The sequence below is a fragment of the Acuticoccus mangrovi genome, from assembly GCF_016411865.1.
In the GTDB taxonomy this organism is placed as follows: domain Bacteria; phylum Pseudomonadota; class Alphaproteobacteria; order Rhizobiales; family Amorphaceae; genus Acuticoccus; species Acuticoccus mangrovi.
The window spans coordinates 241,398-266,818 of record NZ_JAEKJA010000001.1 but is presented as its reverse complement, the minus strand read 5'-3'; the positions used below and the strand labels follow the sequence as shown (position 1 = coordinate 266,818).

General features: G+C 69.9%; 24 protein-coding genes. 12 read left to right on the top strand and 12 right to left on the bottom strand.

Annotation, left to right across the window (positions count from 1 at the left end; all coding sequences use genetic code 11):
- Positions 1–8: 8 nt before the first annotated feature.
- The 3 genes from JCR33_RS01265 to JCR33_RS01255 all read right to left on the bottom strand — a co-directional run bounded on the left by JCR33_RS01265 (position 9) and on the right by JCR33_RS01255 (position 2,441).
- Positions 9–788 carry a class II aldolase/adducin family protein gene (locus JCR33_RS01265; RefSeq protein ID WP_198880187.1) on the bottom strand — a complete coding sequence of 260 codons (780 nt, stop codon included), beginning with the start codon at positions 786–788 and terminating at the stop codon, positions 9–11.
- The gene (locus JCR33_RS01260) at positions 785–1,492 is read right to left on the bottom strand and encodes a nitroreductase (RefSeq protein ID WP_198880186.1); all 708 of its coding nucleotides are present in this window, start codon (positions 1,490–1,492) and stop codon (positions 785–787) included. The genes JCR33_RS01265 and JCR33_RS01260 overlap by 4 nt, the downstream gene beginning before the upstream one ends.
- A 247-nt stretch (positions 1,493–1,739) precedes the next feature.
- Complete coding sequence (locus JCR33_RS01255; protein ID WP_198880185.1) at positions 1,740–2,441, bottom strand: TetR/AcrR family transcriptional regulator; 702 nt, start codon at positions 2,439–2,441, stop codon at positions 1,740–1,742.
- 209 nt (positions 2,442–2,650) lie between these two features.
- Between JCR33_RS01255 and JCR33_RS01250 the strand changes: the two genes are divergently transcribed.
- Positions 2,651–3,568 carry a polysaccharide deacetylase family protein gene (locus JCR33_RS01250; protein WP_198880184.1) on the top strand — a complete coding sequence of 306 codons (918 nt, stop codon included), beginning with the start codon at positions 2,651–2,653 and terminating at the stop codon, positions 3,566–3,568.
- Positions 3,569–3,641: 73 nt separating this feature from the next.
- Here the strand turns inward: JCR33_RS01250 and JCR33_RS01245 are convergent, their stop codons facing one another.
- Complete coding sequence (locus tag JCR33_RS01245) at positions 3,642–4,643, bottom strand: hypothetical protein (RefSeq protein ID WP_198880183.1); 1,002 nt, start codon at positions 4,641–4,643, stop codon at positions 3,642–3,644.
- 205 nt (positions 4,644–4,848) lie between these two features.
- On the opposite strand from JCR33_RS01245, the gene JCR33_RS01240 reads away from it, so the two are divergent.
- The 6 genes from JCR33_RS01240 to JCR33_RS01215 all read left to right on the top strand — a co-directional run bounded on the left by JCR33_RS01240 (position 4,849) and on the right by JCR33_RS01215 (position 10,082).
- Entirely contained in the window at positions 4,849–5,667 is an 819-nt protein-coding gene (locus tag JCR33_RS01240; protein WP_198880182.1) for an SDR family oxidoreductase, read from the top strand.
- On the top strand, positions 5,661–6,404 hold the full coding sequence (locus JCR33_RS01235) for a FadR/GntR family transcriptional regulator (protein ID WP_198880181.1): 744 nt from the start codon (positions 5,661–5,663) through the stop codon (positions 6,402–6,404). The genes JCR33_RS01240 and JCR33_RS01235 overlap by 7 nt, the downstream gene beginning before the upstream one ends.
- On the top strand, positions 6,401–7,060 hold the full coding sequence (locus JCR33_RS01230; protein WP_198880180.1) for an RraA family protein: 660 nt from the start codon (positions 6,401–6,403) through the stop codon (positions 7,058–7,060). Before JCR33_RS01235 ends, JCR33_RS01230 begins: the two co-directional genes overlap by 4 nt.
- Positions 7,061–7,131: 71 nt before the next feature.
- Positions 7,132–8,097: a Bug family tripartite tricarboxylate transporter substrate binding protein gene (locus JCR33_RS01225; protein WP_198880179.1), complete on the top strand. Its 966-nt coding sequence runs from the start codon at positions 7,132–7,134 to the stop codon at positions 8,095–8,097.
- A gap of 8 nt (positions 8,098–8,105) precedes the next feature.
- Positions 8,106–8,585: a tripartite tricarboxylate transporter TctB family protein gene (locus JCR33_RS01220; RefSeq protein WP_198880178.1), complete on the top strand. Its 480-nt coding sequence runs from the start codon at positions 8,106–8,108 to the stop codon at positions 8,583–8,585.
- A gap of 3 nt (positions 8,586–8,588) precedes the next feature.
- On the top strand, positions 8,589–10,082 hold the full coding sequence (locus JCR33_RS01215) for a tripartite tricarboxylate transporter permease (protein WP_198880177.1): 1,494 nt from the start codon (positions 8,589–8,591) through the stop codon (positions 10,080–10,082).
- Positions 10,083–10,100: 18 nt separating this feature from the next.
- Here JCR33_RS01215 and JCR33_RS01210 read toward each other — a convergent pair whose 3' ends face one another.
- Positions 10,101–11,186, bottom strand: a complete 1,086-nt coding sequence (locus JCR33_RS01210) for a mandelate racemase/muconate lactonizing enzyme family protein (RefSeq protein WP_198880176.1) — start codon at positions 11,184–11,186, stop codon at positions 10,101–10,103.
- A 279-nt stretch (positions 11,187–11,465) separates the two neighbouring features.
- On the opposite strand from JCR33_RS01210, the gene JCR33_RS01205 reads away from it, so the two are divergent.
- The 3 genes from JCR33_RS01205 (at position 11,466) to JCR33_RS01195 (ending at position 12,817) form a co-directional block, all read left to right on the top strand.
- Entirely contained in the window at positions 11,466–11,894 is a 429-nt protein-coding gene (locus JCR33_RS01205) for an OsmC family protein (RefSeq protein ID WP_198880175.1), read from the top strand.
- Positions 11,895–11,962: 68 nt separating this feature from the next.
- Entirely contained in the window at positions 11,963–12,469 is a 507-nt protein-coding gene (locus JCR33_RS01200) for a CinA family protein (protein ID WP_211109991.1), read from the top strand.
- Positions 12,470–12,661: 192 nt separating this feature from the next.
- Complete coding sequence (locus JCR33_RS01195) at positions 12,662–12,817, top strand: hypothetical protein (protein WP_198880174.1); 156 nt, start codon at positions 12,662–12,664, stop codon at positions 12,815–12,817.
- 112 nt (positions 12,818–12,929) lie between these two features.
- Here the strand turns inward: JCR33_RS01195 and JCR33_RS01190 are convergent, their stop codons facing one another.
- From JCR33_RS01190 to JCR33_RS01160, 7 genes are all read right to left on the bottom strand, one after another.
- The gene (locus tag JCR33_RS01190; RefSeq protein WP_198880173.1) at positions 12,930–13,943 is read right to left on the bottom strand and encodes a hypothetical protein; all 1,014 of its coding nucleotides are present in this window, start codon (positions 13,941–13,943) and stop codon (positions 12,930–12,932) included.
- A gap of 27 nt (positions 13,944–13,970) precedes the next feature.
- Complete coding sequence (locus tag JCR33_RS01185; protein ID WP_198880172.1) at positions 13,971–14,864, bottom strand: OmpA family protein; 894 nt, start codon at positions 14,862–14,864, stop codon at positions 13,971–13,973.
- Positions 14,865–14,873: 9 nt separating this feature from the next.
- Positions 14,874–15,905, bottom strand: coding sequence for a trypsin-like serine peptidase (locus JCR33_RS01180; protein WP_198880171.1), 1,032 nt, complete (start codon positions 15,903–15,905; stop codon positions 14,874–14,876).
- A gap of 149 nt (positions 15,906–16,054) precedes the next feature.
- Positions 16,055–17,503 (bottom strand): hypothetical protein, encoded by a 1,449-nt coding sequence (locus tag JCR33_RS01175; RefSeq protein ID WP_198880170.1) that lies wholly within the window; start codon positions 17,501–17,503, stop codon positions 16,055–16,057.
- A 35-nt stretch (positions 17,504–17,538) separates the two neighbouring features.
- The gene (locus JCR33_RS01170) at positions 17,539–18,549 is read right to left on the bottom strand and encodes a hypothetical protein (protein WP_198880169.1); all 1,011 of its coding nucleotides are present in this window, start codon (positions 18,547–18,549) and stop codon (positions 17,539–17,541) included.
- Positions 18,491–19,153 carry a L,D-transpeptidase gene (locus JCR33_RS01165; protein WP_198880168.1) on the bottom strand — a complete coding sequence of 221 codons (663 nt, stop codon included), beginning with the start codon at positions 19,151–19,153 and terminating at the stop codon, positions 18,491–18,493. Before JCR33_RS01165 ends, JCR33_RS01170 begins: the two co-directional genes overlap by 59 nt.
- 4 nt (positions 19,154–19,157) lie before the next feature.
- On the bottom strand, positions 19,158–20,771 hold the full coding sequence (locus JCR33_RS01160; RefSeq protein WP_198880167.1) for a hypothetical protein: 1,614 nt from the start codon (positions 20,769–20,771) through the stop codon (positions 19,158–19,160).
- A gap of 260 nt (positions 20,772–21,031) precedes the next feature.
- Between JCR33_RS01160 and JCR33_RS01155 the strand changes: the two genes are divergently transcribed.
- The gene (locus JCR33_RS01155; RefSeq protein WP_198880166.1) at positions 21,032–23,923 is read left to right on the top strand and encodes a PAN domain-containing protein; all 2,892 of its coding nucleotides are present in this window, start codon (positions 21,032–21,034) and stop codon (positions 23,921–23,923) included.
- A 126-nt stretch (positions 23,924–24,049) separates the two neighbouring features.
- Positions 24,050–25,399, top strand: coding sequence for a glycoside hydrolase family 3 N-terminal domain-containing protein (locus JCR33_RS01150; RefSeq protein WP_198880165.1), 1,350 nt, complete (start codon positions 24,050–24,052; stop codon positions 25,397–25,399).
- The last annotated feature ends 22 nt before the right edge of the window (positions 25,400–25,421 follow it).

Below are 25,421 nucleotides of genomic sequence, written 5' to 3'. Positions count from 1 at the left end.
GGGTCCCGTCAGTCGCGATAGTCCGGCTGCTCACGGTCGAGCTTGCGGCGCAGCGCCTGCCAGGGCAGCCACCCGCGATTGGCGCTGGCGGTGAACTGGGCGGACGTCCGCGCCACGACCTCGGGCGAGGGCATCGACAACTCTACCCCACTCGCCTGCGCCGACAGCTGCAAACGGCACGCCTGTTCCAGATAATACATGCAGTAGAACGCCTCGGCGACGGTGCGGCCCACCGTGAGGAGGCCGTGATTGCGCAGGATGAGGCAGGACTTGTCGCCGAGGTCGCGCACCAGGCGCTCGCGCTCCGACAGATTGTCGTCGGCGGCGATCCCCTCATAGTCGTGCACTGCGATGTCGGAGACGAACTCCATGCTGAGCTGGTTGAGCGGCAGCAGGCCGCCGGCCTGGGCCGCCACCGTCATGCCGGCCTGCGTGTGGGTGTGCATCACGCAGGCCGCATCGTCGCGGCCGCGGTGGACGGCGGAGTGGATCACGAAGCCCGCCGGGTTCACCGGCCAGGAGGTGGGCTGGGCCGGCTCGCCGTCGGCGTCGACGAGCACCAGCGAGCTCGCCGTGATCTCCTCAAAGAGCAGCCCGTAGGGATTGACCAGGAAGCGGTGCCCCTCCCCCGGCACGCGCACCGAGAGGTGGGTGAACACGAGGTCGGTCATGCCGAAGAGGGCGATGAGGCGGTAGGCGGCGGCGAGGTCCTCGCGCAGCTCGTGCTCGGTCGGCACGTGATCGAGGGCAGGCGGCTCGGGCAGGGTGTTCGGAAGGCGTCGGCTCATGCAGGGTCTCCTCGCGGCGGTGGGGCGGCATCGGGGTCGTCGGCGAACGGGTCGTCGCGCTCGGTGCGGATCCGGTTCTCGGGGCGGCTCGCGTCGGTGTGGCCGACGGCGATGCCGCAGATCAGGCGGTAGCCGGCGGGGGCGCCCAGGAAGGCCGCCACGCTCTCGCCGTGGATCGCCCAGTCGGCCTGCGGACAGGTGCCGAGGCCGGCCTCTTCGAAGAGGAGCAGCGCCGTCTGCAGGTAGATGCCGACGTCGAGCCACTGCCAGCCGTTGCCCACCCGCGGCGTCAGAATGAACACGCCGAGCGGCGCCCCGAAAAACTGGAAATTCTCTTCGTTCCAGGCCGCCCGCGCCGCCGTGTCGGAGCGGTCGATGCCGAGTGCGCCATAGAGGATCTCGCCGTTGCGCATGCGCCGGCGGACGAACTCCGGCGGCGGCCCGGCCGTGGGCTGGAACGGCGGATCGAGCGGCTCGCCCTCGGGCGCCTCGGCACGGAGCCGGCGCATCATGGCGAGCAGCCCGGCGAGGCGGGACCCGTCCACCACCCGCACCGCCCAGGGCTGGACGTTGCCGCCCGAAGGGGCGCGAGCGGCGCGGCGCATGATGGCCTCCACGACGGTCCGATCCACGGGGCGGTCCTGGAACGCCCGCACCGAGCGGCGGCGGGCGACGGCGTCGGATACCGAAAGTCGGCCGCTCACGCGATGATCGCCCCCTCACGCCGACCCGCGCGATCGGGCGGGGTGGAGCGCGCTTCGCCTCTCCGGTCCCGGATCGCCGACGGTCCCCGGACGGTTCGCAAGAGCCCTTCCCGGCCCGTATCCTGCGCGCGGCCCGATGCCTTATCAGTCGACGACAATGGACACCCTCACGAGGCGGAACGGACAAGTCCCCACGACGTCGCAACCCGCCCGCTCGCCATCGTAGCGATGGCACACCCACTCGCAATCAGAAACTGGAGCGAACTCCAATATTGTTCGGCAGCGGCGGCCGGGTCTCCGTGCCGACGGCGGAGCCGACGATCAGCGGCGTCGTGACGAGGCCTTCGAGGATCAGGCGGATGTGCGGCACCCCCATCAGGAGGAGGTCCTCGAGGGTGCTGTCCTCGGAGGCGACGAAGGTGCTGAAGTCCTGCGTGGTGATGCCGACGATGAGGTTGGAGAGGGCCGGAATGTCGACGTCGGAGCGCAGCACGCCGCGGTCGCGATAGGTCGACAGCAAGCGCAGATAATGCCGCTTGATGAGGTTGTTGAGGCGCGCCCCGGTGCGGCTCGCCCTGCCGCCAGGCTCAAGGTGCTGCGCCGACAGGATGACGCGCCAGCACTCGCGCGACAGGTGGCGCGTCGCCTGCTCGGCCAGCAGGCGCTCGAAGCCCAGCACACCGGTCAGAATGTCGTCGGGCAGGTTCTGCAGATAGGCCCGCCGGGCCGGCAGCGCCGAGCGCACGTGGCGCAATGCGAGCTGCATCAGAAGGTTCGACTTGGTCGCGAAGTAGTTGTAGACGGTCGCCGGCGCGACCGACGCGGAGGTGGCGATCGCCTCGATCCTCGTCGCCTCGTAGCCCTGTTCGTTGAACAGGACCGCCGCCGCGTCGAGGACCTCCTGAAGCCGCCGCTGTTTATGCCTTTGTCTGAGGCCTCCAGCTGTCACGCGCGCACCTCCCTTCTTTCCGTTGTTGCGGCGTAAACGCATGGTGCGCGCTGTCGCCGATGGGTGTTGCTACATGATTGGAGTTGACATCACCAAACTCCACCGGGAATTTTTGGCACGATATCACGGGCCGCGCCCCCGATGAGTCCGGTCGACGGTTCCCGCTTCCCGCTCGCTCCAGGTCGCAGCGCCCTGCAAAAGGTGCCGATATGCTGAGCCTGATCGACAATCCGCCCCCCTGGCCGAACGGAGCGCGCTGCGCCGTCTCCTTCGCCTACGACTTCGACGCCGAAAGCCTCCTCCACCTCTACTATCCTACTGATTCGGCGCGGCGTCTCTCTCTTGCCTCAACGCTACGTTATGGCGCACGCGTGGCGATCCCGCGCCTCGCGGCGATCTGGCGGCACTTCGGCATCCGTCAGACGGTGTTCACCCCCGGCTGGTGCGTGGAGCACTATCCGGAGGCGATCGAGCTGCTGCTCGAGGGCGGACACGAGATCGGCCATCACGGCTGGCTGCACGAGCGCGTCAACCAACTCTCCCGCGGCGACGAGGAGCGGGTGCTCGAGGCGGGGATCCGCGCCATCGAGAAGGCCACCGGCGCGCCCCCCGTCGGCTACCGCTGCCCCTCGGGCGCCTTCTCCGAGCACACCCTCGACCTGTTGATCGACTACGGCCTGCGCTACGACGCCTCGCTCGGCGGCCACGACATCCCCTACCTGGTGGAGCGGTCCGACGGGCGCGCCATCGTGGAGCTGCCGCACGACGCCTCGCACGACGACTGGAACCAATATGTCCACCTGAAGGACGCCAACTGGCAGGTGCCGGTCGCCGCGCCCGCCCGCGCCCGGGAGACGTTCCAGGCCGACTTCGACGCCGCCTGGAACCACGGCGGGCTGTGGACGGCGGTGTTCCACCCGTTCGTGTCCGGGCGCCTCGCGCGGGCCGAGGAACAGGTGCGGCTCATCGAGTACATGATGGAGAAGGGCGACGTGTGGTTCGCCACCTGCGCCGAGATCGCCGCCCATATCGACGGTCTCGTCGCGCGCGGCGAGTGGACGCCGATGGTCGAGCGCCTGCCCTTCTGGCCGGAGCCGCCCGAGCAGGTCGCCCTTCCGAGCCGCTGACGGGCGCGTTGCTGAAGGGCTGAGCCGCTAGCGGGCGGGCCACTCGCCGGGCCGATCCGCCCGGTCCCGCCGCTCAGGCCGGGTCGCGCACTACTGGCGGAAGCACCACGGGGAGCCGTACCCGGCCCGCCCGGGTGACCTCGTAGCCGCGGACGCCGGCGCACGAGATGCCGTGCCGCGCGACGAGGTCGCGCGTCGCCTCGGCGAGAGGCGCCGGTACGTAGAGGAGGAAGTGCTTGGCGGGCCGGCCCGTCTCCGGGTCCTCGTAGTGCCCCTCGAGGGCGACGGTCTCGGAGAGCGCCCGCCAGCGCGCCACGCTCGCCTCCCCCACCTCGGTCTCCACCTCGCCGATCTTCATGATCGTGTCGGCCGCATCCACCACCACGATGTCGGGCCACACCTCCTCCCCCGCGACGACGGCGGGGCGGCGCCGGTGGAGCCGCGTGTTGGCGAGCGCATGATAGTCGAGCGGCCAGGTCTCCTGCCCCTCGCCGGGGAAGGGAAAGCGCTCGGCGAGAAGAAAGCGCACCACCGCATCGTGCGCCGCATCGTCGATCGCCTCCACGACAGGATCGTCGGCGACGTCGGGAGGCGAATCGGGCCGATGGTCCTTGGTGTTGCCGAGCGTCTTGTGCGGCAGGACGTGCACCGTGCCGTCCGCGGCCACGCGGATGCCGCGCAGGGCGTGATAGGAGATGGCGTTGGTCTCGAGCAGCGCCTCGGCCTCCCTCTCCCGCCCCTGCGGCACGTAGATGAGGAGGTGGCGTGCCTTCGTCGGCGTGGTGTCGTCGGCGGCGAGCGAGGCAGCGGCCCAACGCGCCACGAGGTGCGGGTCGTCGAGGTCCGTCTCCACCTCGCCGATCTCACGGATCCGGCCGCTGCCGTCGCGGATGACGATGTCGGGATAGTGCGGCCCCGCCGGCGTCTCGATGGCGATCTGGGGGTGCGTCGGGGTGTTGATGTAGGTGCGGTAGTGCAGCGGCCAGCTCGGCGCGGGCTGGTCGGGGAACGGGAAGCGGTTGGTGGCGATGAAGCGCACGGCCTTGTCGTGCTGGTCCTGCGTCAGCGTGCTCACATGCGGCTCCTGGGCTCCTCGCCCCCACGCCGGGGGCCGCCCCGATCCCATGGCCTCCGCGCACCGCCGTCAACGCCCGCCACCACGAAATTAGCGTCAACTCCAAATATTTCGCCAATGCTGATCCTTGACATATGACACATGTCACTAGACAATCTTATCAACAAGAGCGGTGGGCGAGCCGCCGGCGATATGCGGGAGCGAGATGTCCGATCTATTCAGCGTGCGCGGGAAGACCATCATCGTGACCGGCGGTCTGGGGCAGCTTGGGCGCTCGTTCGCCAATCACCTCGCCGGTGAAGGCGCCAAGGTGGCGATCTACTCGCGCCGCCCCATCGCCGACGACGATCTCGCCGCCCTCTTTCCGAGCACCGTCGACGACATCCGCGTGTTCGAGGCGAGCGTGACCGACAAGGCCGCGCTGAAGGCCGCCACCGACGAGCTCGTCGCGAACTGGGGCGTGCCGCACGTCCTCATCAACAACGCGGGGATCGATTCCAAGCCCTCCGGCCCCGCCGAGCAGAACGGCCCGTTCGAGACTTACCCCCAGGAGTTCTGGGACGAGGTGATCGACGTGAACCTCACCGGCGTCATGCTGACCACCCAGGTGGTGGGCGCCGAGATGGCCGAAGCGCGCCGCGGCAGCATCATCAATGTCGGCTCGATGTACGGCATGGTCTCGCCCAACCAGGCGCTCTATGCCTACCGCGAAAAGCGCGACGGCGTGCCCTTCTACAAGGCCGTCGCCTACGCCGCGTCGAAGTCCGGCCTCCTCAACCTCACCCGCTACGTGGCGACCTATTGGGCGCCGAAGAACGTGCGCTGCAACCTCATCACCTTCGGCGGGGTGAAGACGGCGACCTTCGACAAGGAGTTCATCGACGCTTTCCTGGAGCGCGTGCCGCTCGGGCGGCAGGCCGAGATCGAGGAGTTCAACGGCGTCGTCCAATTCCTCGCCTCCGACGCCTCCACCTACATGACCGGCGCCAACACCGTCGTCGACGGAGGCTTCACCGCATGGTGACGGCGCCGCCACAGATCGAGCGCAACAAGCTGTCGACGGCGGTGGTGAACGCCTTCGAGGAGGCGATCCTGTCCGGCTCCCTCGCCGTCGGCGAGCGGATGCCGGCCGAGGCCGAGATCGCCCGCAATTTCGGCGTCTCCACCCGCTCGGTACGCGAAGCGATGCAGATTCTCGAGATGAAGGGCCTGGTGCGCCGCCGTCACGGCGAGCGCGCCGAGGTGGTGCGCGACGACATCGGCCAATATCTCAACTCGCTCGCCACCACCGTGCGCACCCTGTTTCAGCGCGAGCCCGCCTATGTGGTGAAGATCATGGACGTGCGCCGCCTCTTCGAGGTGGACGCCGCGCGCCGCCTCGCCGCCGGCGAAGGGCGGCTCGACGGCTCCATCGAGGCGGCGCTGGAGCGCATGCAGGAGAGCGTCGGCGCGCGCGACTTTCCCTCCTACGCCGACGCCGACGCGGCCTTCCATCTCGCCATCGTGCACTCGCTCGGCAACGAGATCCTCTCCACCCTCTACGACAACGTCTACGCCCTCATCACCGACACGATCCGCATCTCGGTCCGCGTTCCGTCGAAGTCGATGGAGAACGGCATCAAGGAGCATCGCGGCATCTACCGCGAGATCCGCTCCGGCGACCCCGACCGGGCCGCCGCCGCGCTCGAGACGCACCTGCGCAACAGCACCGAATATCTGCGGATCGCCCTCACCCGTCAGCAACCGGACACCTCAACGTGAGCGACTACGACTATAGCGCCGTCGACTGGGCCGCCATCGACCGCCTCAAGCGCTGGTACACGGGCGACGTCCACGACGTGATGGACGGCTTCAACACATACGGCTACCTCGACGGCATCACGCTGTTCGGCACGCTGAAGCCGGGCGAGACGGTGTGCGGCCCCGTCGCCACGGTCGCCTACGAGCCGAGCCCGCGTCGCGGCGTGCCGCAGGACGCCTATCACGGCATGATCGACCGCATCGTGCGCGGCGGCATCCTCCTCGTCGATGCGTCTTGCGCGGAGGGGTCGGGCACCGGCGAGCTGATGTCGACGGGGGCGAAGACCGCGGGCGCCGCCGCCACCGTCGTCAACGGCACGGTGCGCGATCTCGCCGAGGTGCGCGCGCTCGACTATCCGCTGTTCGGCCGCGGGGTGAGCCCCGTCGGCGTCGGCGGCCGGATGGAGCCCACGCGCACCCAGATCCCCGTCACCATCGGCCGCGTCACCGTCCACCCGGGCGACGTCATCATCGGCGACGTCAACGGAGTGGTGGCGATCCCGCGTGCCCTCGTCGGCGAGATCGCCGACGCCGCAGACCAGAACGGCGAGGCGGAAGCCCACTATCGCACGCGCATCCTCGCCGGCGAGAAACTCCAGTCGGTCTGGCCCCTATGAGCTGACCGACCCACCAGGCCCAAGCTTCCCGACACGAGCGAAGCAGCCAACAAGAACAAGGGAGGACCACCATGACGATCTTCAAGCGGGCCGCGCTCGCCGCCCTCGCCGTCGCCATCTCGGCCGGCGCCGCGTGGGCGGACTATCCGGAGCGGCCGATCACCCTCATCGTGCCGTGGTCGGCCGGCGGCGGCACCGACGCGACGGGCCGCATCATCGCCGCCATGCTGGAGGACAAGCTCGGCCAACCGGTCAACGTGGTGAACCGCACCGGCGGCGGCGGCATCGTCGGCCACACCGCCATCAAGGACGCGACGCCCGACGGCTACACGCTCGGCATCATCACCACCGAGATCTCGATGTACGAGCCCGTCGGCTCGGCCGATCTCGCCTACGACGACTATACGCTCATCGGCCTCTACAACGCCGACCCGTCGGCCGTGTTCGTGCGCGCCGACAGCCCCTACAAAACCATCGCGGACCTCGCTGCCGCGGTGAAGGAGGACCCCTCCGCCGTCAAGGCGAGCGGCGCCAACTTCGGCGGCCTCAACCACCTCTCCTGGGTGAGCCTCGTCCAGGGTCTCGGCGCGCCCGCCGCGGAAGCCACCTGGATCCCGACGGACGGCGGCGCCCCGTCGCTGCAGCTCCTCGCCTCCGGCGCCATCGACGTCGCCGTCGCCCAGTTCCCCGAGGCGCAAGCGCTGATGGACGCGGGCGAGATCCGTGCCCTCGCCTATCTCGGCTCCAAGCCCAACGCCAAATATCCCGACGTGCCGACGGCGAACGCTTCCCTCGGGATCGACTTCGCGATCGCCGGCTGGCGCGGCCTCGGCGGCCCCAAGGGGATGCCCGACGCGGTGGTCGAGACGGTGGCCCCGGTGATGGCCGAGATCGTGGCGAGCGAGGCCTTCCACGAGGCGATGGGCAAGCTCAACTACGGCGTGGAGTGGGCCGGCGGCGCAGACTTCGAGGCCTACCTCGCCCAGCGCGGCAAGGCGTTCGCCGACGCGATCGCATCGGCCGGCCTCAACCAGTAGGCCGCGTCATGCAACGCGCGGCCCTCGCCGACATCGCGATCGGTGCGGCGTTCGCCCTCGGCGGCGTGGGGATCGTCCTCCACGCCGCGGGGCTCAAGTCGATGCCCGGCATGGTCGTGGGGTCCGGCCTCTTTCCGACCATCACCGGCGCCGGCATGGCGGTGTTCGGCCTCGTCCTCGCCGCGGGCGCCGCACTGCGCTCCCACCGCATGCGCGCCGATGGCGAGGAGCCGCTCGCCGCGACCGCCGCCTTCAAGACGCTGAGCCTCTACGGGCTCGCGGTCCTCGCGCTCCTCCTCGCCCTGGTGGCGGCGATGCCGAGCGTCGGCTTTCCCGTCGCCGGCGTGGTGCTCGCGACGCTCGTCGCCCGCCTCGGCGGGGCGGGGTGGCTCGGCGCCCTCGCCTTCGCCGTCGTCGCCACCGGCACACTCTACGTGACCTTCGTCCATGGGCTGGGCGTGCCGCTGCCCGCCGGCCTGATCGGATAGCGGATGGATGCCTTCATCGGAGCGGTCTCGCTGGTCGCGACCGCCGACACCCTCATCGTCATCCTCATCGCCTCGATCTTCGGCCTGTTCGTCGGCGCGATGCCGGGCCTCACCGCCACCATGGCCGCCGCCCTGCTGGTGCCGGTGACCTTCTACATGGAGCCGGTGCCGGCGATCGCCGCGATCATCTCCTGCACGGCGATGGCGATCACCGCGGGCGACATCCCCGGCGCGCTCCTGCGCATCCCCGGCACGCCCGCCTCCGCCGCCTACGTGGAGGATGCCTACGGCCTCACCAAAAAGGGCAAGGCGGGCCTCGCCATCGGCATCTCGATCACCGCGGCGACCATCGGCGGGCTGATCGGCTTCGCGGTGCTGATGGTCGGCGCCCCCGCCCTCGCCCGCTTCGCGCTCAACTTCTCGAGCTTCGAATATTTCTGGCTGGCGCTTCTCGGCCTCTCCTGTGCGGCGCTCGTCTCCTCCGGCGGCGTCGCCAAGGGGGTGCTATCGCTCCTTCTCGGCCTCTTCATCGCCGAGGTGGGCCTCGACCCCCTCATGGCTCAGCCGCGCTTCACCTTCGGCAGCGCCGAGCTCGCCGGCGGCATCAGCTTCATCCCGGTGATGATCGGCATGTTCGCCCTCGCCGAGATCCTGCGCACCGGCGCGAGCGCCACCGGCGTGCCGCAGACCACCGTCGGCAACCCCTTCGCGGGGGTGTGGTCGGAGCTGATGCGATGGCGGGTCAATCTCCTCCGCGGGGCGGCGATCGGCTCCGTCATCGGCGCGCTTCCTGGCGTCGGCGGCGATCTCGGGGCCTGGGTCACCTATTCGCTCGCCAAGCGCACCTCGAAGACGCCGGAAAAGTTCGGCACCGGCCACGCCGAGGGCCTCGTGGAGGCGGGCGCCACCAACAACGCCGCCCTCTCGTCCGCCTGGATCCCGGCGATGGTGTTCGGCATTCCGGGCGACGCCGTCACCGCCATCGCCGTCGGCGTGCTCGTCATGAAGGGGATGGAGCCCGGTCCGCAGCTTCTGACCGTCAACCCGCAGAACTTCTATGCGGTGATGATCGTGTTCGTGATCGCCAACCTTCTCTTGCTGCCCCTCGGCTATGCGGCGGCGAAGCTCGCCCGCTTCATCTTCCGCGTCCCCCGCAGCTACCTCAACGCGGCGATCCTCCTCTTCTGCGTGGTGGGCGCCTACGCCATCAACAACTCGATGTTCGGCGTCTTGGTGATGATCGTCGCCGGGGTGCTCGCCTACATCCTGGAGGCGAACCGCTTCGCCGTGGCGCCGATCATCCTCGGCATCGTGCTCGGCCCGCTAGTGGAGAAGAACTTCACCACCTCGATGATGATCGCCCGTGGCGATCCCCTCGCCTTCTTCGAGCGCCCCATCGCCGCCACCCTCGGCATCGCGACCATCCTCATCTGGACGCTGGTGGCCGCGAGCGCCCTCATGCGAAGCCGCCGCCCGCGCGCCGAGGTGGTCGCCTGACAGGGCAGCGCCCCGAGCCTAGCCGGGCAGCGCCTGGAGCGCCGCCCAGTCGAAGGCGACGCCGTGGCCGGGGCGCTCGGGCGCGATCGCCAGCCCCTCCTCGATCGTCAGCGGGTCGGCGATGAACCGGTCGAGGCCGAAGCCGTGCACCTCCAGGAAGGAGCGGTTGCGCACGGCGGCGAGGAGATGGACGGTCACGTCGTGCGCCCCGTGCGAGGTCACCGGGAGGTGGAAGGCCTCGGCGAGATGGGCGATCTTCATGAACGCCGTCACGCCGCCGCAGGTGGTGACGTCCGGCTCCGGATAGGAGACGCCGCCGGCCTCGATCAGGCCGCGGAAGTCGCCGAGGGTGCGCAAATTCTCGCCCGAGGCCACTGGAATGCCGCCTTCGCGCACCACGCGGGCGTGGCCGGCGAAGTCGTCCGGCACCGTCGGCTCCTCGAGCCACACGAGGTTGTGGGGGGCGAGCGCCCGCGCGGCGCGGATCGCCACGTCGGCCGTCCACTTCATGTTGGCATCGACCATCAGCGGAAAATCCTCGCCGAGATGGGCGCGCATTGCCGCCACGCGGGCGACGTCCTCCGAAAGGCGCGGTCGACCCACCTTCATCTTGATGGCGCGGAAGCCGCGATCGAGATTCGCGTCGGTCTGGGCGATCAGCGCCTCGGTGGTGAAGTCGAGGTCGACGCCGCCGGCGTAGCACGGCACCCTAGGGTCGAAGCCACCGAGGAGGCGCCACAGCGGTAGCCCCGCCCGGCGCGCCTTGAGGTCCCATAGCGCCACGTCGAAGGCGGCGAGGGCGAACACGGTCGGCCCACCCCGCCCGCCATAGTGGAGCGCCCACCACAGGCGGTGCCAGAGCCCCTCGATGCGGTCCGCATCCGCCCCCGCGGCGATCTCGGCGATCTCGTCGAGCGTCGCCATCACCGCCCGGCCGTTGCGCCCCACGGTGACCGTGTAGCCGACGCCCGCGGCCCCGTCGGCGTCCACCACTTCCACGGTGCAGAGCTCGAAGTGGGTGATGGTGCCGTGCATGCTGTCCGACAGCACGGTTTCGAGGGGTACGCGAAAGTAGCGGGGCCTGATCTCGGTGATGGTGGCCACGGCCGTCTCCTCCGTTGCGGTTCGTCCGCATCTCGTTTTGTCCACCACGCTGACCGCCGCGCGCCGGATTGGCAAGGCGACGGGCGAGCCGATCGACGAGGGGGCCGATGAGGCGACCGGGCGAAGAAATCGCCCGCCGGCATCGGAACCGGCCCTCTCGCACGTGCGTTCCCCACGGGGACAACCGCCGTCGCACGGCGCGTTTCGTCGTGCCGGGGATGCCGCCTCCGCGCTCCTGAGAGCGCCAACTCTTCGCCAACACTTCGAAGGTGAGACACCATGACGATCAAGCGCAAAGCCTCCGCCCACTGGGAAGGCGGCCTCAAGGATGGTCGCGGCAGTATTTCGACGGACAGCGGCGCCCTCGACGCCTACCCCTACGGTTTCGCAAGCCGCTTCGAGGGGATGAAGGGCACCAATCCTGAGGAGCTGCTCGGCGCCGCCCACTCCGGCTGTTTCACCATGGCGCTCTCGCTGGTGCTCGGCGAGGCCGGCTTCACCGCCGAGGCGATGGATACGAGCGCCGTGGTGTCGCTCGACCAGGTGGACGGCGGCTTCGCGATCACCAAGGTGGTGCTGACGCTGCGCGCCAAGATCCCCGGCATCGACGACGAGACGTTCCAGAAGTGCGCCGCCGGCGCCAAGGCCAACTGCCCCCTCTCCAAGGTGATCAACGCCGAGATCGAGCTCGACGCGGCGCTCGTCTGAACACCCTCGCATCCCCCGATGCGGCATGGTACGGCCGGCTTAATGCCGGCCGTACGCGCGAGGAGCCCATGTTCGACGACGACATCATGATAGCCGCCGAGGCCGCCCTCGCCGCGGCCCGGCGCGCCGGCACCATGATCACCACCGCCGAATCCTGCACCGGCGGGCTCGTCGCCGGCGCCCTCACCGCGATCCCCGGCTCGTCCGACGCCGTGGACAGCGGCTTCGTCACCTATTCCAACGCCGCGAAGGCGCGCCTCGGCGTCGATCCGGCGGTGATCGAGGCCCACGGCGCGGTGAGCGAGGCGGTGGCGCGCGGCCTCGCCCTTGCCGCGCGCGGCCGCGCCCTCGTCGACGCGCCGGAAGGAGAGAAACGCGTGGCGGTGGCCGTCACCGGCGTCGCCGGTCCCGGCGGCGGCACGGCGGCAAAGCCGGTCGGCCTCGTTCATTTCGCCGCGACCGACGGGATGCGCACCCTCCACGCCGTGGAGCGCTTCGGCGACATCGGCCGCGACGCGGTACGGGCGGCGAGCGTGCGCCGCGCCCTCGCCCTCCTCATCGACGTTCTCGGCTGAAGCCCACCGCCGCAGCGGCGAAAACCGCACCTCGCGGCAGCGACGCGCGCTCACCCGGTCCCTGCTGCCATCCCATATGCGCGCAGCTTGGGGCTCCAGCCATGAGCCAGCCGGTTTTCTCGGCGGCGCCAACCCCGGTATTCTCCATTCGCGCGGCCGGGTGGGTTTCCGGGGAGCGCAGTGGAGATTGTCATGGGTTTGAATTGCACCGTCGTCATCATCGAGCTCGCCGTCATCGGGATGGGAATGCTCGCCTTCGGAGCGTTCGAAGTCATCGACGCCGTCCGCTACTCGGTGGCTCGGCCCCAGAGCGCGGCGCAACGGCGCGCCCGCCTCGGCAACCTCTGAGGCGCCGGCGCCGACCACTTCGGCCCGCGCGCCACGCCGCTTTTCTTCCTGCAAACGAAAACGCCGCCGGACATCCGTCCGGCGGCGTCGTCGTTCAGGGCGTCGGGCGTCGTCAGTTGTGGCGCAGCCCGATGGTCTCCACCGCGATCTCCGTCTCGCCCCGCAGCGAGGTCTCCACGATGAGGCCCATCATGTCGGCCATCTGGCGGATGTTGCGCACGATGCGGCGACGGTCGGCGGTGGTCTTGTAGCGGTAGGACACCGTCGACAGGCTGTCGTCCTGGAGCTCGAGGTTCATCGCGCAGGCCCAGGAGGACATGAACTCCTCGATGGCGTTCTTCTGGCGCCCCTCGACCCCCTCGAAGGAGACGATGTAGGTCACCGGAATGTTGCCGCAGGCCCCGCCCGTCGATCCGGTCAGGGGCACCGAGGTGCCGCCACCGCCGATCGCCGCGTTCGTGGTGGCCGGCTGGGCCGGCGCCGAGCGGCCGACGAGGGCGGCGAGCTGCAGCGCGATCTTGTTGGCCGCGTCCTGGGCGAGGCGCGAGACGTTGTCGAGCACCAGCTGGCGCACGCAGTAGGGGTCGGGCTGCTGGCCGGCCACCGCGGCGGCGCACCCGGTGAAGGGAATGCCGGAGGTGTCGAGGTTCATGTTGTCGCCGCCGAGGAAGCGCCCGTCCCGGCCGAGCACGCGATACTGGATCGAGGCCTGGAGCAGCGAGATCTTGGTGTAGGGGTCCGGCACCGCACGGGCGTAGAGCGTATAGAGCACGATGGCGTCGAACGAGTGCCCCGGGATCTGCCGCGACAGGGTGATCAGCTCCTCGTCGGACCGGCGGGTGCGGGTGGTGTCGTAGCCGGGATTGGTGAGGATCACCGCCTTCTCGTCGGCCACGTCCATGCCCTCGATGCCGAACTGGCGCATGTAGCTGACGACGTTGGGGCTGTTCAGCACCTTCTGGAACTCCAGAAGCATACCGTTCTGGATCTGGCTGCCGCGCTCCAGCGAGTTGGGATCCTGATCCGACTGGAGGATGAGGACGTCGACCGTCTGGGCGCTCGCCGCGATGGGAGCCAAGCCGAGGGCGCCGATTGCGGCCGCGGCGCGGAAAATAGATTTCAGCATCTTAGTGATCCTCTCAAATGACCCGCGTCAATTCGCAATGGCGGAGTTGGTCGAGTTGATGGCGTCGTTGGTTCCGGTGATGGGGGCGGCGTCCGCCTCACGGTTCGGACGGGGCGCCTCGTCGGGTGTGCGGACGTGCTGGTCCTCGCACTCGACGGGGGTTCGGGGGCTGCCGTAGTCGTCGAGACCGTGGGTCGCGGGACGCGGATCGCTCAGCGACACCGCCTGCGAATCGCAGGTCACGTTGCCGACCGGTGCCGCGTGCACGGGCGGCTGGCGAGTGGCGACCGGCCGGGGCGCCGCCTCGGGCGGCAGCTCCACCAGCGTGAACTCGACCCGGCGGTTGGCCCGCACCGCGCCGCGACGGGGGTCGGCGAGCTGGCTTTCGCCATAGCCCACCGGCAGCAAGCGGGAGGGATTGATGGCGAAGGTGCGCACCAGATAGCGCACCACCGCGTCGGCCCGCTTCTCCGAGAGCCACTGATTGTAGTCGTCGCTCCCGACGGTGTCGGTGTGTCCGCCGACGAGGTAGACCTCGCCCGCAAGCCGCGGATCGGTCAGCGCCTCGCCCACGATGTCGAGGATCGCCGCCGCCTTGGGCGTGATCGCGAAGGAATCGAAGGCGAAGTGGACCGTGAAGTCCTCGGTGTGGTTGTAGTTGAGGACGTAGGTCCTCTGCTCGATGATCGAGTTCGTGGTGTAGGCGTTCTCCGCCGCGATGTTGGGGCGCACCGGCACCGTCACTCGGCGGATCTTCTTGCGATAGGCCGGGGTGTTGGCCGCGGCGCCGTGCGTCGGGCCGAGCTCCTGGATGATGCGGTTGATCTCATTGGCCGCGGGCTGACCCTGGGCCGACGCCTCGACCGAGGCGAGGGCACCGAGGACGACCGCCGTGCCGATCAGGCTGCGTAGGATGGTCATGACCTCACCTCAATTGAGAATATCGTTAATGGAATTGGCCGTGGCGCGCGCCGCCTCGTCCGCCGACTGGCCGCCGATGCCGCCGATCGCGTTCTGCGGCGCGGTCTGAGCCCGCGCGGGGGGCGTCGACGCGGTGCGCTGGCTCGCGGTGGTCGAGCTAGGCGTCGCCGCGACGGGGGCGGTCACGCTGCTCACCGCGGGCGTCGCCGTCGCCGAGCCGGTCGGCTGGGTCAGGCTCTCCAGCGCCTCGCGGATCGCCGTCATGCGCGTCGCCGTGTTGTAGCTCTCCGGATCGTTCTCGCGCAGGCCGCCGGTGTGGTGGAGCCCCACCGGACGCAGCGCGGAGTTCACGAGCAGACCGCCGGAGCTCCCTGGCAGCGTGTCGCACACGTGGCGCAGCTCGAACGCCTGGCCGGACTGCTTGTTGTGCGCCCGACAGTCGAACTGCGTCATCATCTTGGGCCGGCCGGCCGGATGATGGATCATGATGAGGCGCGAGCCCGGCGAGACCTCCTCCGGCGTGAACGGCAGGGGCTGGACGCCGTCCGGCAGCGGCTCCTTGATGCGCACGAAGGAGAAATCCATCTCGCCGCTGGTCGCCGCCGGCTCGGTCTCGACCTCGAGACGGATCGCGTCGGGATCGTCCTCCTCCTCGTAGTTGATGAGGATCGACGCCTTGAGGATCTTGTGGCGGCCCGGAACGCAATGGTGGTTCGTCAGGATGAGCGTCGGCGCGACGATGGTGGCCGTACACGTCGACGTTGCGGTCTGGCCGTTATATTCGACGAGCATGTCGAGCCGCACCACCGGCCCCGCGGCGACGCGGATCACGTCGTCCTCGGGTAGAACGCCGACGCGCTCGAAGATGTGGCCGAGGGTGCGGATGAGCATCACCGCTCCACCGATGCTTTCACGCAAAGGCAGATCGTTCTTCCCGTAGTCGCTTCCGAGAAACGGGGGCTCCTCGTCGGCGGCGGCGGCAGAGATGCCCATCGCCGCGGCAACGGCACCGGCAATCATCAGGCGAACATGGCGTTTCACGGTGAGAATTCCTCAAAATCAGGCGGTTGGACGATAATCATCTTTCTCTCCATGGGCCAGCGGCACCGGCACGCGGACCGATCCGCGTCGCTGCCAAGCCGAATGGAGCGGCGAGACACGATTGGGGAGGCCGAGGGAGCGGAAGCCCGTCATTTCGCCACCGCTCGCACCCAGGCCCACACTTCGGAGATGTTGGGAATCTCGCGGAACGCGCGCGACATCGCTTCGGCGGCCGGCCAAGCGAGCATCGCCTGGGCCCGATGGGCCGACAGCCAGCGATCCACCAGAGGCTGCGGCAGCGGGTTGGCACCCACGAAGCAATGGAAGATTGCCGTGCCCTCGTCCTGCAGCGGAATGTCGGGCAGATAGAAGTCGGCGGGGATCCGGTAGGTGCGCGCCGTCAAGGGCTTGCGCGCGAGCGCGTCGCGGTGGGGAAAGAGCACCACCGCCCCTTCCTCCAGGAGAACCCAGCAATAGGCGTAGACCGGCTCGTCGACGGCGAAGTTGATGACGAGCGGATCGCCGACGGTGAACGGATCGGCGAGCGCGTTCATGCGCAGGCTGTAGCGGCCGATGTTGCGGGCGTTGGCGAGGAAGGTGTCGAGTGGGCTGATCACGGTGCCCTGGCAGTGCTCCAGCGCGTGCCTCGGCAGAGCGACGATGCGCGACACGCCCGGCGACCGCTCGTCGCCGGAGCGCCAGACGAACTCCACCGCCGCGGTGCTGTCGGCGTCCGCCTCCTCAACGCCAACGGCGCGCGTCACCACCACCTGCATGTGCGGCATGGTTGCGGCGGTCTTCCCGTCGATCGGAATGTAGCTGCGCCGGCGCGTGACGAGCGCCGAAGCGGTCGGATCCACCGCACTCACGGCCGCAGCGAGAAGATCACGTCGCATCGCATCGCCGGACAGGACGCAGTCAGAACCAGCGAAATCGGTCTTCACCGTGAAGGGCACGGCCTCTTCAGGGGGAATGGTGCTCGGCGGCGTCCGGCGCACACCGTCGCGCAGGGTGGCGTCGAGGTCGTAGATATTGATCGCACGGGCGGAAAAGGACGGCTGCTTCGCCCTGTCGAGGGTGGCGATGTCGAAATGCCATCTGTTCGAGGTGGAGTTGCAGAGGCTGCCGTCCGGCCGGCGGAATTCGACCAGGATCTTCAGTCGCGCCACGTCGAGATAATTGCGGGCGACGCTCGCCTCGACGATGATCTGGGAGGTGTAGAGATCGGCGAGGCGATCCTCGCCGCTCACCTGGCCGCGGCCGGCCGTACCGGGAAGCACGCCCTCACGGACGGCGCCGCCGACCACCTCGGAGGACCGCATCGACCAGCGCCGCGGGATCGCCTCCTCGATCAGCGCATTGAGCCGCTCGCGCACCGGCGCGCTGAGGAAGGGATCGTCCTCGATGATCTGCTTGAACCGCACCCGCCGATCGCGCAGCTCGGCAAAGCAGGGGATGAGAGAAGTGTTTCGATCTTCAAGCTGCACCAGCCAATAGTCGATGTCGGCATAGAGCGAATTCTGCGCGCTCGCCGGTCGCAATCCCGTCGCGAGGAGGACGGTGGTGAGGCAAGCGATGAGCAAGCGGCGCGCAACCATAGGAGCTCTCCAGAACCGCCGAAACGGCGGGCAAGTCAGTATCGTCGGATCACCCGCTGTTGGCGCATCGTGCTGTTCACCTCCTCGAGGAGGCCGAGGGCGTCGAGGGTGGCAAGGGTGATCCCTTGCGGCAACCCGCGTCCAGCAGCAAAGACGGCCAACGCATCGCGCCAACTCTCCCGAAAGTGACCGTCGACGGGGCCCGGATGGATGCGGGAGGCGACGAGCGCTTCCTGCACCATGCGCCAATGTTGGGGCGAGAAGAGATAGGAGACGTCGAGCGCGAGGACGGCGCTGCCGTCGCGCGAGCCGGCCGCGAGCGCGGAGGCCGCGAGGCGGGCCGCGCCCGGCAGGTCCCACGCCCCGCCGAAGCCTTCGATCTTCAGATAGGCGGCCAGCGCCTTGGCGGTCGGCAGGCCGTAGCTCGCCCCCTCCTCCGCGAAACGATAGGCCTCGTCGAGGTTGGTGAGGCGGTATTCGACCAGCGCGAGGTTGGCGAGCGCGGGATAGTAGCCGCCGGCGACGAGGTCGGCGAAAGTCGCCCGCGCCGCGACGAGGGTGGCGTAGTCGTCGGCGGCCCGCTTCACCCTCGCGGCCGCGATGAGGTCGCGCCGCTCCGGCGAGGCCGGCCCCGGAAGGCGCCTCAGACAGGCAAGGCGCACGCCGTCGTGCTCGATGGCGCCGCAGCGCAGCACGCCGCAGGCCTCCCCGTCGCACCACCCCGCCGCCTCAGCGAGCGCTGCGACGGTGCGCGGCCGATTGGTGGCGATGGCGGCGATGCGCACCGCCGCCGGTCGCGCCTGCGGCACCTCGACGGCGGCGAGGCAGGCGAGCCAGCGCGTCGCGGGGTAGGCCGCGATCTGATGGTCGGCACGACCGAAGGCGAAGCCGCCGGTGCCCCGCGGCGCCTCGCCGTCGCGACGGCAATGCTCGGCGGCGGTCGCGATCGGCGCCGCGAACCGTGCCCGCGCCGCGGCGACGCCCGGATCAGCTATCCCCGTCGGGCCCTGCCACAGTGCCGCGAGCAGCAACAGGACGAGCTGCATGGCCGATCCTCTCGTCGAGCGTGGGTTCGAAGCGCACGCGCATCCCTTGGTCAATGGCGGAGAAGAAGGCTTGCACCTCGCTCTCGTACATCGACACGCAGCCCCAGGTGGCGGCGCGGCCGACCTTGCGCGCGTCGTTGGTGCCGTGGATCAGGTAGTATTTCCACGACAGGTTCATCGCACGCGTGCCGAGAGGGTTGTCGGCGCCGCTCTTCATCACCGCCGGCAGATAGGGGTCACGCTGGCGTGCCCGCGGCGTCGGCCACCAGCTGGGGTCCACCCGCTTGCTGGTGATGCGCGTGCGGCCGAGCGGGATGTGCGCCTCGGGCCGGCCGATGCCGACGCGGTAGAGGCGCACGTCCGCCTCCCCGGCGGCGCGGAAGAACATGCGGCGGTTCTTCATGTCGACGACGACGCGCTCGCGCTTCGCCTCGAAGACGGGCGCCGCCTCGGCGGGCAGCTTGAGCATCGAATGGGACTGGCCGAGCACCAGGTCCGACAGGGTGAGCCCGGTTCCGGCGTGGGCGCCGCCCGCGCCGAGGGCGACGGCGGCCGCAACGATGCCGATGCGGACCACGCGCGGTCCGGCTCGCAATAATCGCATCACACTATCCTCCCGCGACGGGTCGGTAGCCGAGGGCGCCGAGGAGCCGATCGACCATGTCCTTCTGCAACGAGGACCCGTGCACCGCCTCGATGTTGAAATACGGGCGACCATCCCGCAGGACGACGTAGTTGGAAAAGGAGCAATCGTTGTTCCGAGCGGTCACTGTTTCGTGAACGACGTTCATGCCGGCCGCCACCACGAGGTCGCGTCGGGCGAGCGCCTCGGGGTCGGAATCGATGGGCTTGGCGCTGGCGATGTAGACGAGGTGGTCGGCATCGCTGATCGGCCGCCGTCCGCCGGCCTTGTAGCCACGGTTCTTGGCGTCCCACACGTTGACCGTCACCGCTCCGCCGCGGGTGTTGTTGTGCATCGAGAGGATCTGCGGCCGGCCCTTGAAGAGGTTCATCACGTAGGCCGTGTAGTGCGGCGTGCCCCGACGGATCTTGCACGGCCGGGCGTCGGCGTCGTCGGCGGCGAAATAGCGGTTTGGATCGTAGAGGCGATAGTAGCGGGTCTCCGGCCCGGCCACGGCCACCATGCGCCCGCCATAGCGGGTGATGGCGTAGACGGCGGCGTCGAACGCCTCCGCCTCGTCGTCGTGCGGCAGATACCAGACGGGGCCGTCGGGATGGGCGGGGTTCTCGATGGAAGTGAAGGCCCAGTCGATCGCCCCCTCGCGCACGCCTTCGCGGGTGACGCACAGGCGCGCCCGCTCGATGGCGCGGCGGTTGCGCTGCACGTCGGCGTCGCGCACCTGCGCCGGCTCGAGGCAGTTGCCGTCGGCGAAGAGGCGCGCCCTCGCCGCGGCCGCCTCCTTGCGGGTGTCGGCGAGGGGATGCGGCGGCGGCGTGTTGCGCGGGCGGTGGGCGTCGGGCGCGAGGGCGCCGAAGACGACGGGATCGCCCGCCCCCGAGGCCGGGCTCGGTGCACCGGGAGCCGCGACCCCGCTCGGAACGGCCGGTGGCGCCGCGCGCGCCGGCACCTGCGGGGCGGCGGGGCCGTCGTCGGCAAGGCTGCCAGCAATGGAGGCGACCGGCGCTGTCGGAACGTCGACGAGCGGCGCCGGCCCGGTCTCGCCGGCGCCGGCGTCCGCCGGACCGCGGAAGCCGGCCGTCGCGTCGGCGAGACCGTCGGGCCCCGTCGTCTGCGACTGGAATGCGGCGAGGAGCGAGGCGTGGAACACCGGATCGGTAGTGCGGGCGGGCTCCGCCGCCACCACCGCATCGGCCAGCCGGCGGAGGAAGTAGGCGGGATAGGGGTCCTCCGGCGTCACCGCGAAGTCCCGCGTCAGCATCTTGTAGTAGGGGGAGAAATCGTCGGCCCCGAAGTCCTCGGGCGCGAGCAGGCCCATGCGCAGCGCGGCGATCCGCACCCGGCACTGCTTGGCCTTGTCCGACGCGTCGGCCGACTGGCGCAACCGGGCCGCCAGCTCGTCGTTGTCGAGGCGGCGCTCGCTGTCGCAGTCGGACGCGTCGAACGCGAGTGCCGGCATCGCGAGGCCGAGCACCATCAACGCGCCGCAAAGCCTCGCGAGGCTCCACCGCAGCGCGGCCCCCTTGACCGTGGCGGTGGTGAGCCGCCCCATGCTCGGCCGGGCGCCAACGTTGATGCGCATGGCCCCTCCCGCTTCCATCCCCCATCGACCGTCCCCCACAGAGCGGGAGACGCGGGCCGTCGCGGCGACACGTCCTCGTTTCACGTCATTGTGATCGGCCTCGCCGCAATTGTGGCGACAGCTCGACCATGACGTGCCCACCACGGGTCGACCCAGGGTTTCGGGCTTGCGCGAATGAGCGTAAAAATTCAATAGGGTGAATATTCCGTGTCTGAAGCTTCCACCGGCAATAATATCGTTACGACATAATGGCGCTCTCCATGTCTCCCTCTCTCCGCCTTTCGGTCGCCGCGTTCTTCGCCGTCTTCGCGCTCTGGACGGCCGCTGTCCGGCCGGCCTCGGCAGCGGGAAGCGACATCGCCTCGGCGGTGGCCGCGGGCGACAAGCGCTACGTGCTGCTCGTCGGCGTCGGCGAATATAGCCACACGGTGCCCGTTAAGTATGTCGAAGAGAACCTCGACGCCGTCGAAAAGCTGATGCGCGAAAGCTTCTTCGTGCCCGACGCCAACATTCGCCGCATTGTCGACCCGTCGGCCACCGACCTCTTCGCCACATTCGGCTTCGAGGCCGGGGCGCCGGGCGACTTCGCCGGCCTCGACATCGCCGAGCCGGACGCCGAGCTCTACGTCTACTATGTGGGACACGGCACGCGCGACCTCAGAGCCGCGGGCACCTCGAACGCCGCCGCCTCGGAGGGCTTCCTCCTCGCCAGCAACTCGCGCCTCACCGCCCTCTCCCACACCGCCTATTCCTACGATACGCTCCTTGCGAACCTCGACGCCTTCCAGAAGGCGCACTTTCCGCAAGGCCGCGTCGTACTCTTCCTGGAAAGCTGCTTTTCCGGCGAGACCAGCGACGGGCAGTCGCTGAACCCCACCATGGGTCCGATGATCGCCCCGCCGGTCGGCTGGGACGCGCCGAGCGAGACGAGCGACGTGATCGCGATCGCCGCCGCCGGGGCCGACACGCCCGCCTACTGGGACGACGAGCGCCATCGCGGCCTCTTCACCGACGCGCTGGTGACGGGGCTCGGCGGTGCCGCCGACCACGACCCGGCCGCCAACGGCGACGGTGCCGTGACCCTCGATGAGCTCGGCCACTGGCTGGAGCGGCGGGTGCCGACGCGGGCCGCCCAGCTCCTCAAGGGTCGGCAAGTGCCGCAGGTGAGCGACAACGCCGGCAGCGGCGTCCTCCTGGAGCTCGCGAGCATCGCGCCCAAGAGCACCGTCGCCCCGTCTCTGTCGAGCTTCGAGACCGAGTTCGAGATCGAAGACTACGAGTATCGCTTCAAGGAGGCGGGTGCGCGCGACTGGCCGAGCCTCGCCGCCCTCTCCAACGACCTCGGCGCCTACATGGAGAGCTGCGGCGACCGCTGCCGGACCTACCTGCCGCGCCTCCTGCCGCTGCGCGATCAGCTCACCGCGCGTATCAAGCGGTGCGAGGCGGCCTCGGCCGTCGCCGAGCGGCGCCTCGCGGTCGGCCGCTTCGCCGCCATCGCCCGGCTCAGCGCGCTCTGCGCCGACGAGACCGACATCAACGCCTGCGTCGCCGGGCGCGACGCCAGCTCGCACGCCTGCGGCTGCGTCGTCGATCCGGGCGGCGAGGGTTGCGGCATCGACCCCGTCGTCGCCTGCGCCCAGCAGCTCGACGAGGCGATCGCGAGCGCCCGGGCGGGCGACAGCCTCATCCCGTTCGGCACCTTCCAGGCCAAGGCGAACGCGGCGTGCCTGGAGCGCGAGCGCGGCCGCCTCGCCGAAGCGCGCAAGGCGGTGTGCGAGGCAAGCCCCCGACGCAACGGCACCGGCGCGCCGCCCGAGGCGCTCATCGCCTGCGACTGGGCGAAGACCCGCGCCCGCGAGCTCGCGGCCAGCCGCGCCTGCACCGTCGCCTTCAACGACGCGCGCGCCGGCGGCCCCGCCGACATCGGCCGCTTCATCGTGGACCACCTGGCCTGTGCCGAACTCTCCGACGCGGAGGCGCTGCGCGACCGTCAGCTCGACGAGGCGCTGACGGCGGCGAGCGGGGCGAGCAGCGACGCGGCCCGCTCCCGCGCCGCGGACGAGCTGAAGTCCGTCCGCCTCGCCTATGCCCACACGCTGACGAACGCCGCCCTGCGCCGCATCGACGACGCGCTCGACACGGTGCAGCGCGCCCCCTGCGGCCTCGCCTATTCGCAAGCCCAGGATCGGGGCAGCTCCGGCCTCGCCCGCTTCATATCCGAGCGCCCGGAATGCCGCGACGAAGTCGCCCGCGCCAGGGCGATCCTCGCCGACGATCGCTGCCAGCGCTCGTTCGAGACCGTGCGCGAGGACGACGCCATCGCCCTCTTCCGCTTCACCGAAACCTACAGCGAGTGCACCGAAGAGACGCTGCGCGCCCAGCGAGCCATCGACCGGCTGGCGCTCGACTGCCTCTACGACGCCGAGGCCGAGCTGCGGCCGGACCTCTCCGCCATCGACACGGCGCTGCGCAAGGCGCGCTCCTGCGAGAGCCGCTACGGCTCGATGTCGAGCCGCTTCAGCGAGCGGGCCAACACGCGCCTCGCCGCCCTCACCTCCATGCGCGACAGCCAGATCGTCATCGACAGCCGCAACGCCACGCCACCGATCGGCTCCGGCACACAGACCGAATCGGGTACCTTCGTGGCCTTCTACAATGGTCTCGACTTCAACGGTGCCGACCTCTACCCCCGCGGCGTGAAGGCAGGCTCGGAGATGGCCTGTGCCAATCGCTGCGAATCGGAGAGCGGCTGTCGTGCCTTCACCTTCAACGTGCGCGCCAAGGTGTGCTACCTTAAGACGAACACCGGCACGCTGTCGCCGCATCAGGACGCGCTCTCCGGCACGCTCCTCGTCAACAGCCGAAGCGCGCCCCCCCTCAAGGTCTCCGGCGGCAGCGGCGAGATCCTCTACAACCACGACTTTCCCGGCAACGACATCATGTCGGCCACCATCAACAACACCACGCTGTGGGGCTGTCAGGCGGCCTGCTCGCGCAACTCCGCCTGCGCGGCCTTCAGCTACATCGAACGCAACGGGCAATGCTGGTTGAAGCACAGCGTCGGTGCCGGCCGGGCCCTGCGCGGCGTTCACTCCGGACGGTCGGGGGGAAGCCGCACCTACTCCGCCTCCCGCGTCGTCAAGCTCCACTGACGTCCCCAATCGACCGATGGGCCGCCGCATGGCCCGCGGGTGAGCGAGCGAAAGAATGATCTTGATCCCCTCCCCCTCTTCGCCGCGTCCCGCCGGGCCCCGCCCCGCCACGAAGGGCGGCTGCCGATGAGGCGCCCCCATCGTGTCCTCGGCGTCGCGGCCGCCGCCCTCGCCGGGGTCGCCCTCTTCGTCGCCGCGGCCGCCTCCACGGCCGACCCGATGCCGCAGCCGGCCCCGCGCGATGCGATCGGCGCCGTGATCGAGGACGGTGCCTCACCGCCCGCGGCACCGGACGCAGCGGCTCCGGCCGCGCCACAGGAGGCGGCGCCCGCAGAGGTCGCCCCCGTCCCCCGCGCCCATCCGATGGCGCTCGCCGACCGTCAGGCCGTCGAAGCGGAGCGGCGAGCGGCCTTCGAGCAGGCCAACGTCGCGGCAGGCCTTCCGGCCGACACCACGCTCGACGCGATGATCGGCCAGATGCTGATGGTCGGCTTCGAGGGCGACGACATGAGCGATGCCGGCCCGCGCCGCATCGCCCAGCACATCGCGGCCGGGCGGCTCGGCGGCGTCCTCCTGTTCCGCCAGAATGTCAGCTCCGAGCGCAACGTGAAGGCGATGAACGCCGCCTTCCGCGAAGCGGCGGCGCGCTACGGCACGCCCGTCCTCATCGGAGTGGATCAGGAAGGCGGCATGGTGGAGCGGCTGCGGAGCAAGGTGGGCTTCCCGTCGACCCCGTCGGCCCGCAAGGTCGCCACCATGGGGCTTCCGGCGGCCGACAAGATCTATCGCCGCCTCGCCCGCGGCCTCGCGGCCTGGGGCTTCAACATCAATCTCGGACCCGTGGTCGACCTCTCGGTGCGGTCCGACAATCCGGTGATCACCCGCATGGGCCGCTCCTATGGTCGCGATCCGGCGACGGTGGAGGCGTACGCCAGCGCCTTCATCGCCGCCCACCACGCCGCCGGCCTCCTCACCACGCTGAAGCACTTCCCCGGCCACGGCTCCAGCGCCGGCGACACCCATCGCGGCTTCGTCGACGTGTCGGGAAGCTGGACCCCGCGCGAGCTCGAGCCCTTCCGCACCCTGATCGGCGAAGGGCGTGCCGATATCGTGATGGTCGCCCACGTCCACCTCACCGGCTACGGCGACGACGACGCGCCCGCCACCCTCTCCAGCGGCATCATCGAGGGGCTGCTTCGCCGCAAGCTCGGCTACGGCGGGGTGGTGATGTCGGACGACATGGAGATGGGCGCGATCGCGAAGCTCGGCTCGTCGGTCGACGTCGCCACCCGCGCGATCCTCTCTGGCAATGACATTCTCGTCTATGCTGGCGGGGCGGCGCCGGGAGGTGATCTCGTTCGGGTGCTCCACCACCGCATCAAGCGCGCGGCCGAGCGCGACCCCAAGGTCGCGGCGCGGATCCGCGAGAGCTACGGGCGCATCATGCGCCTCAAGGCGGGGCTCGGCCGGTCGTGACCGCGCGGGCCCGCCCCACGAC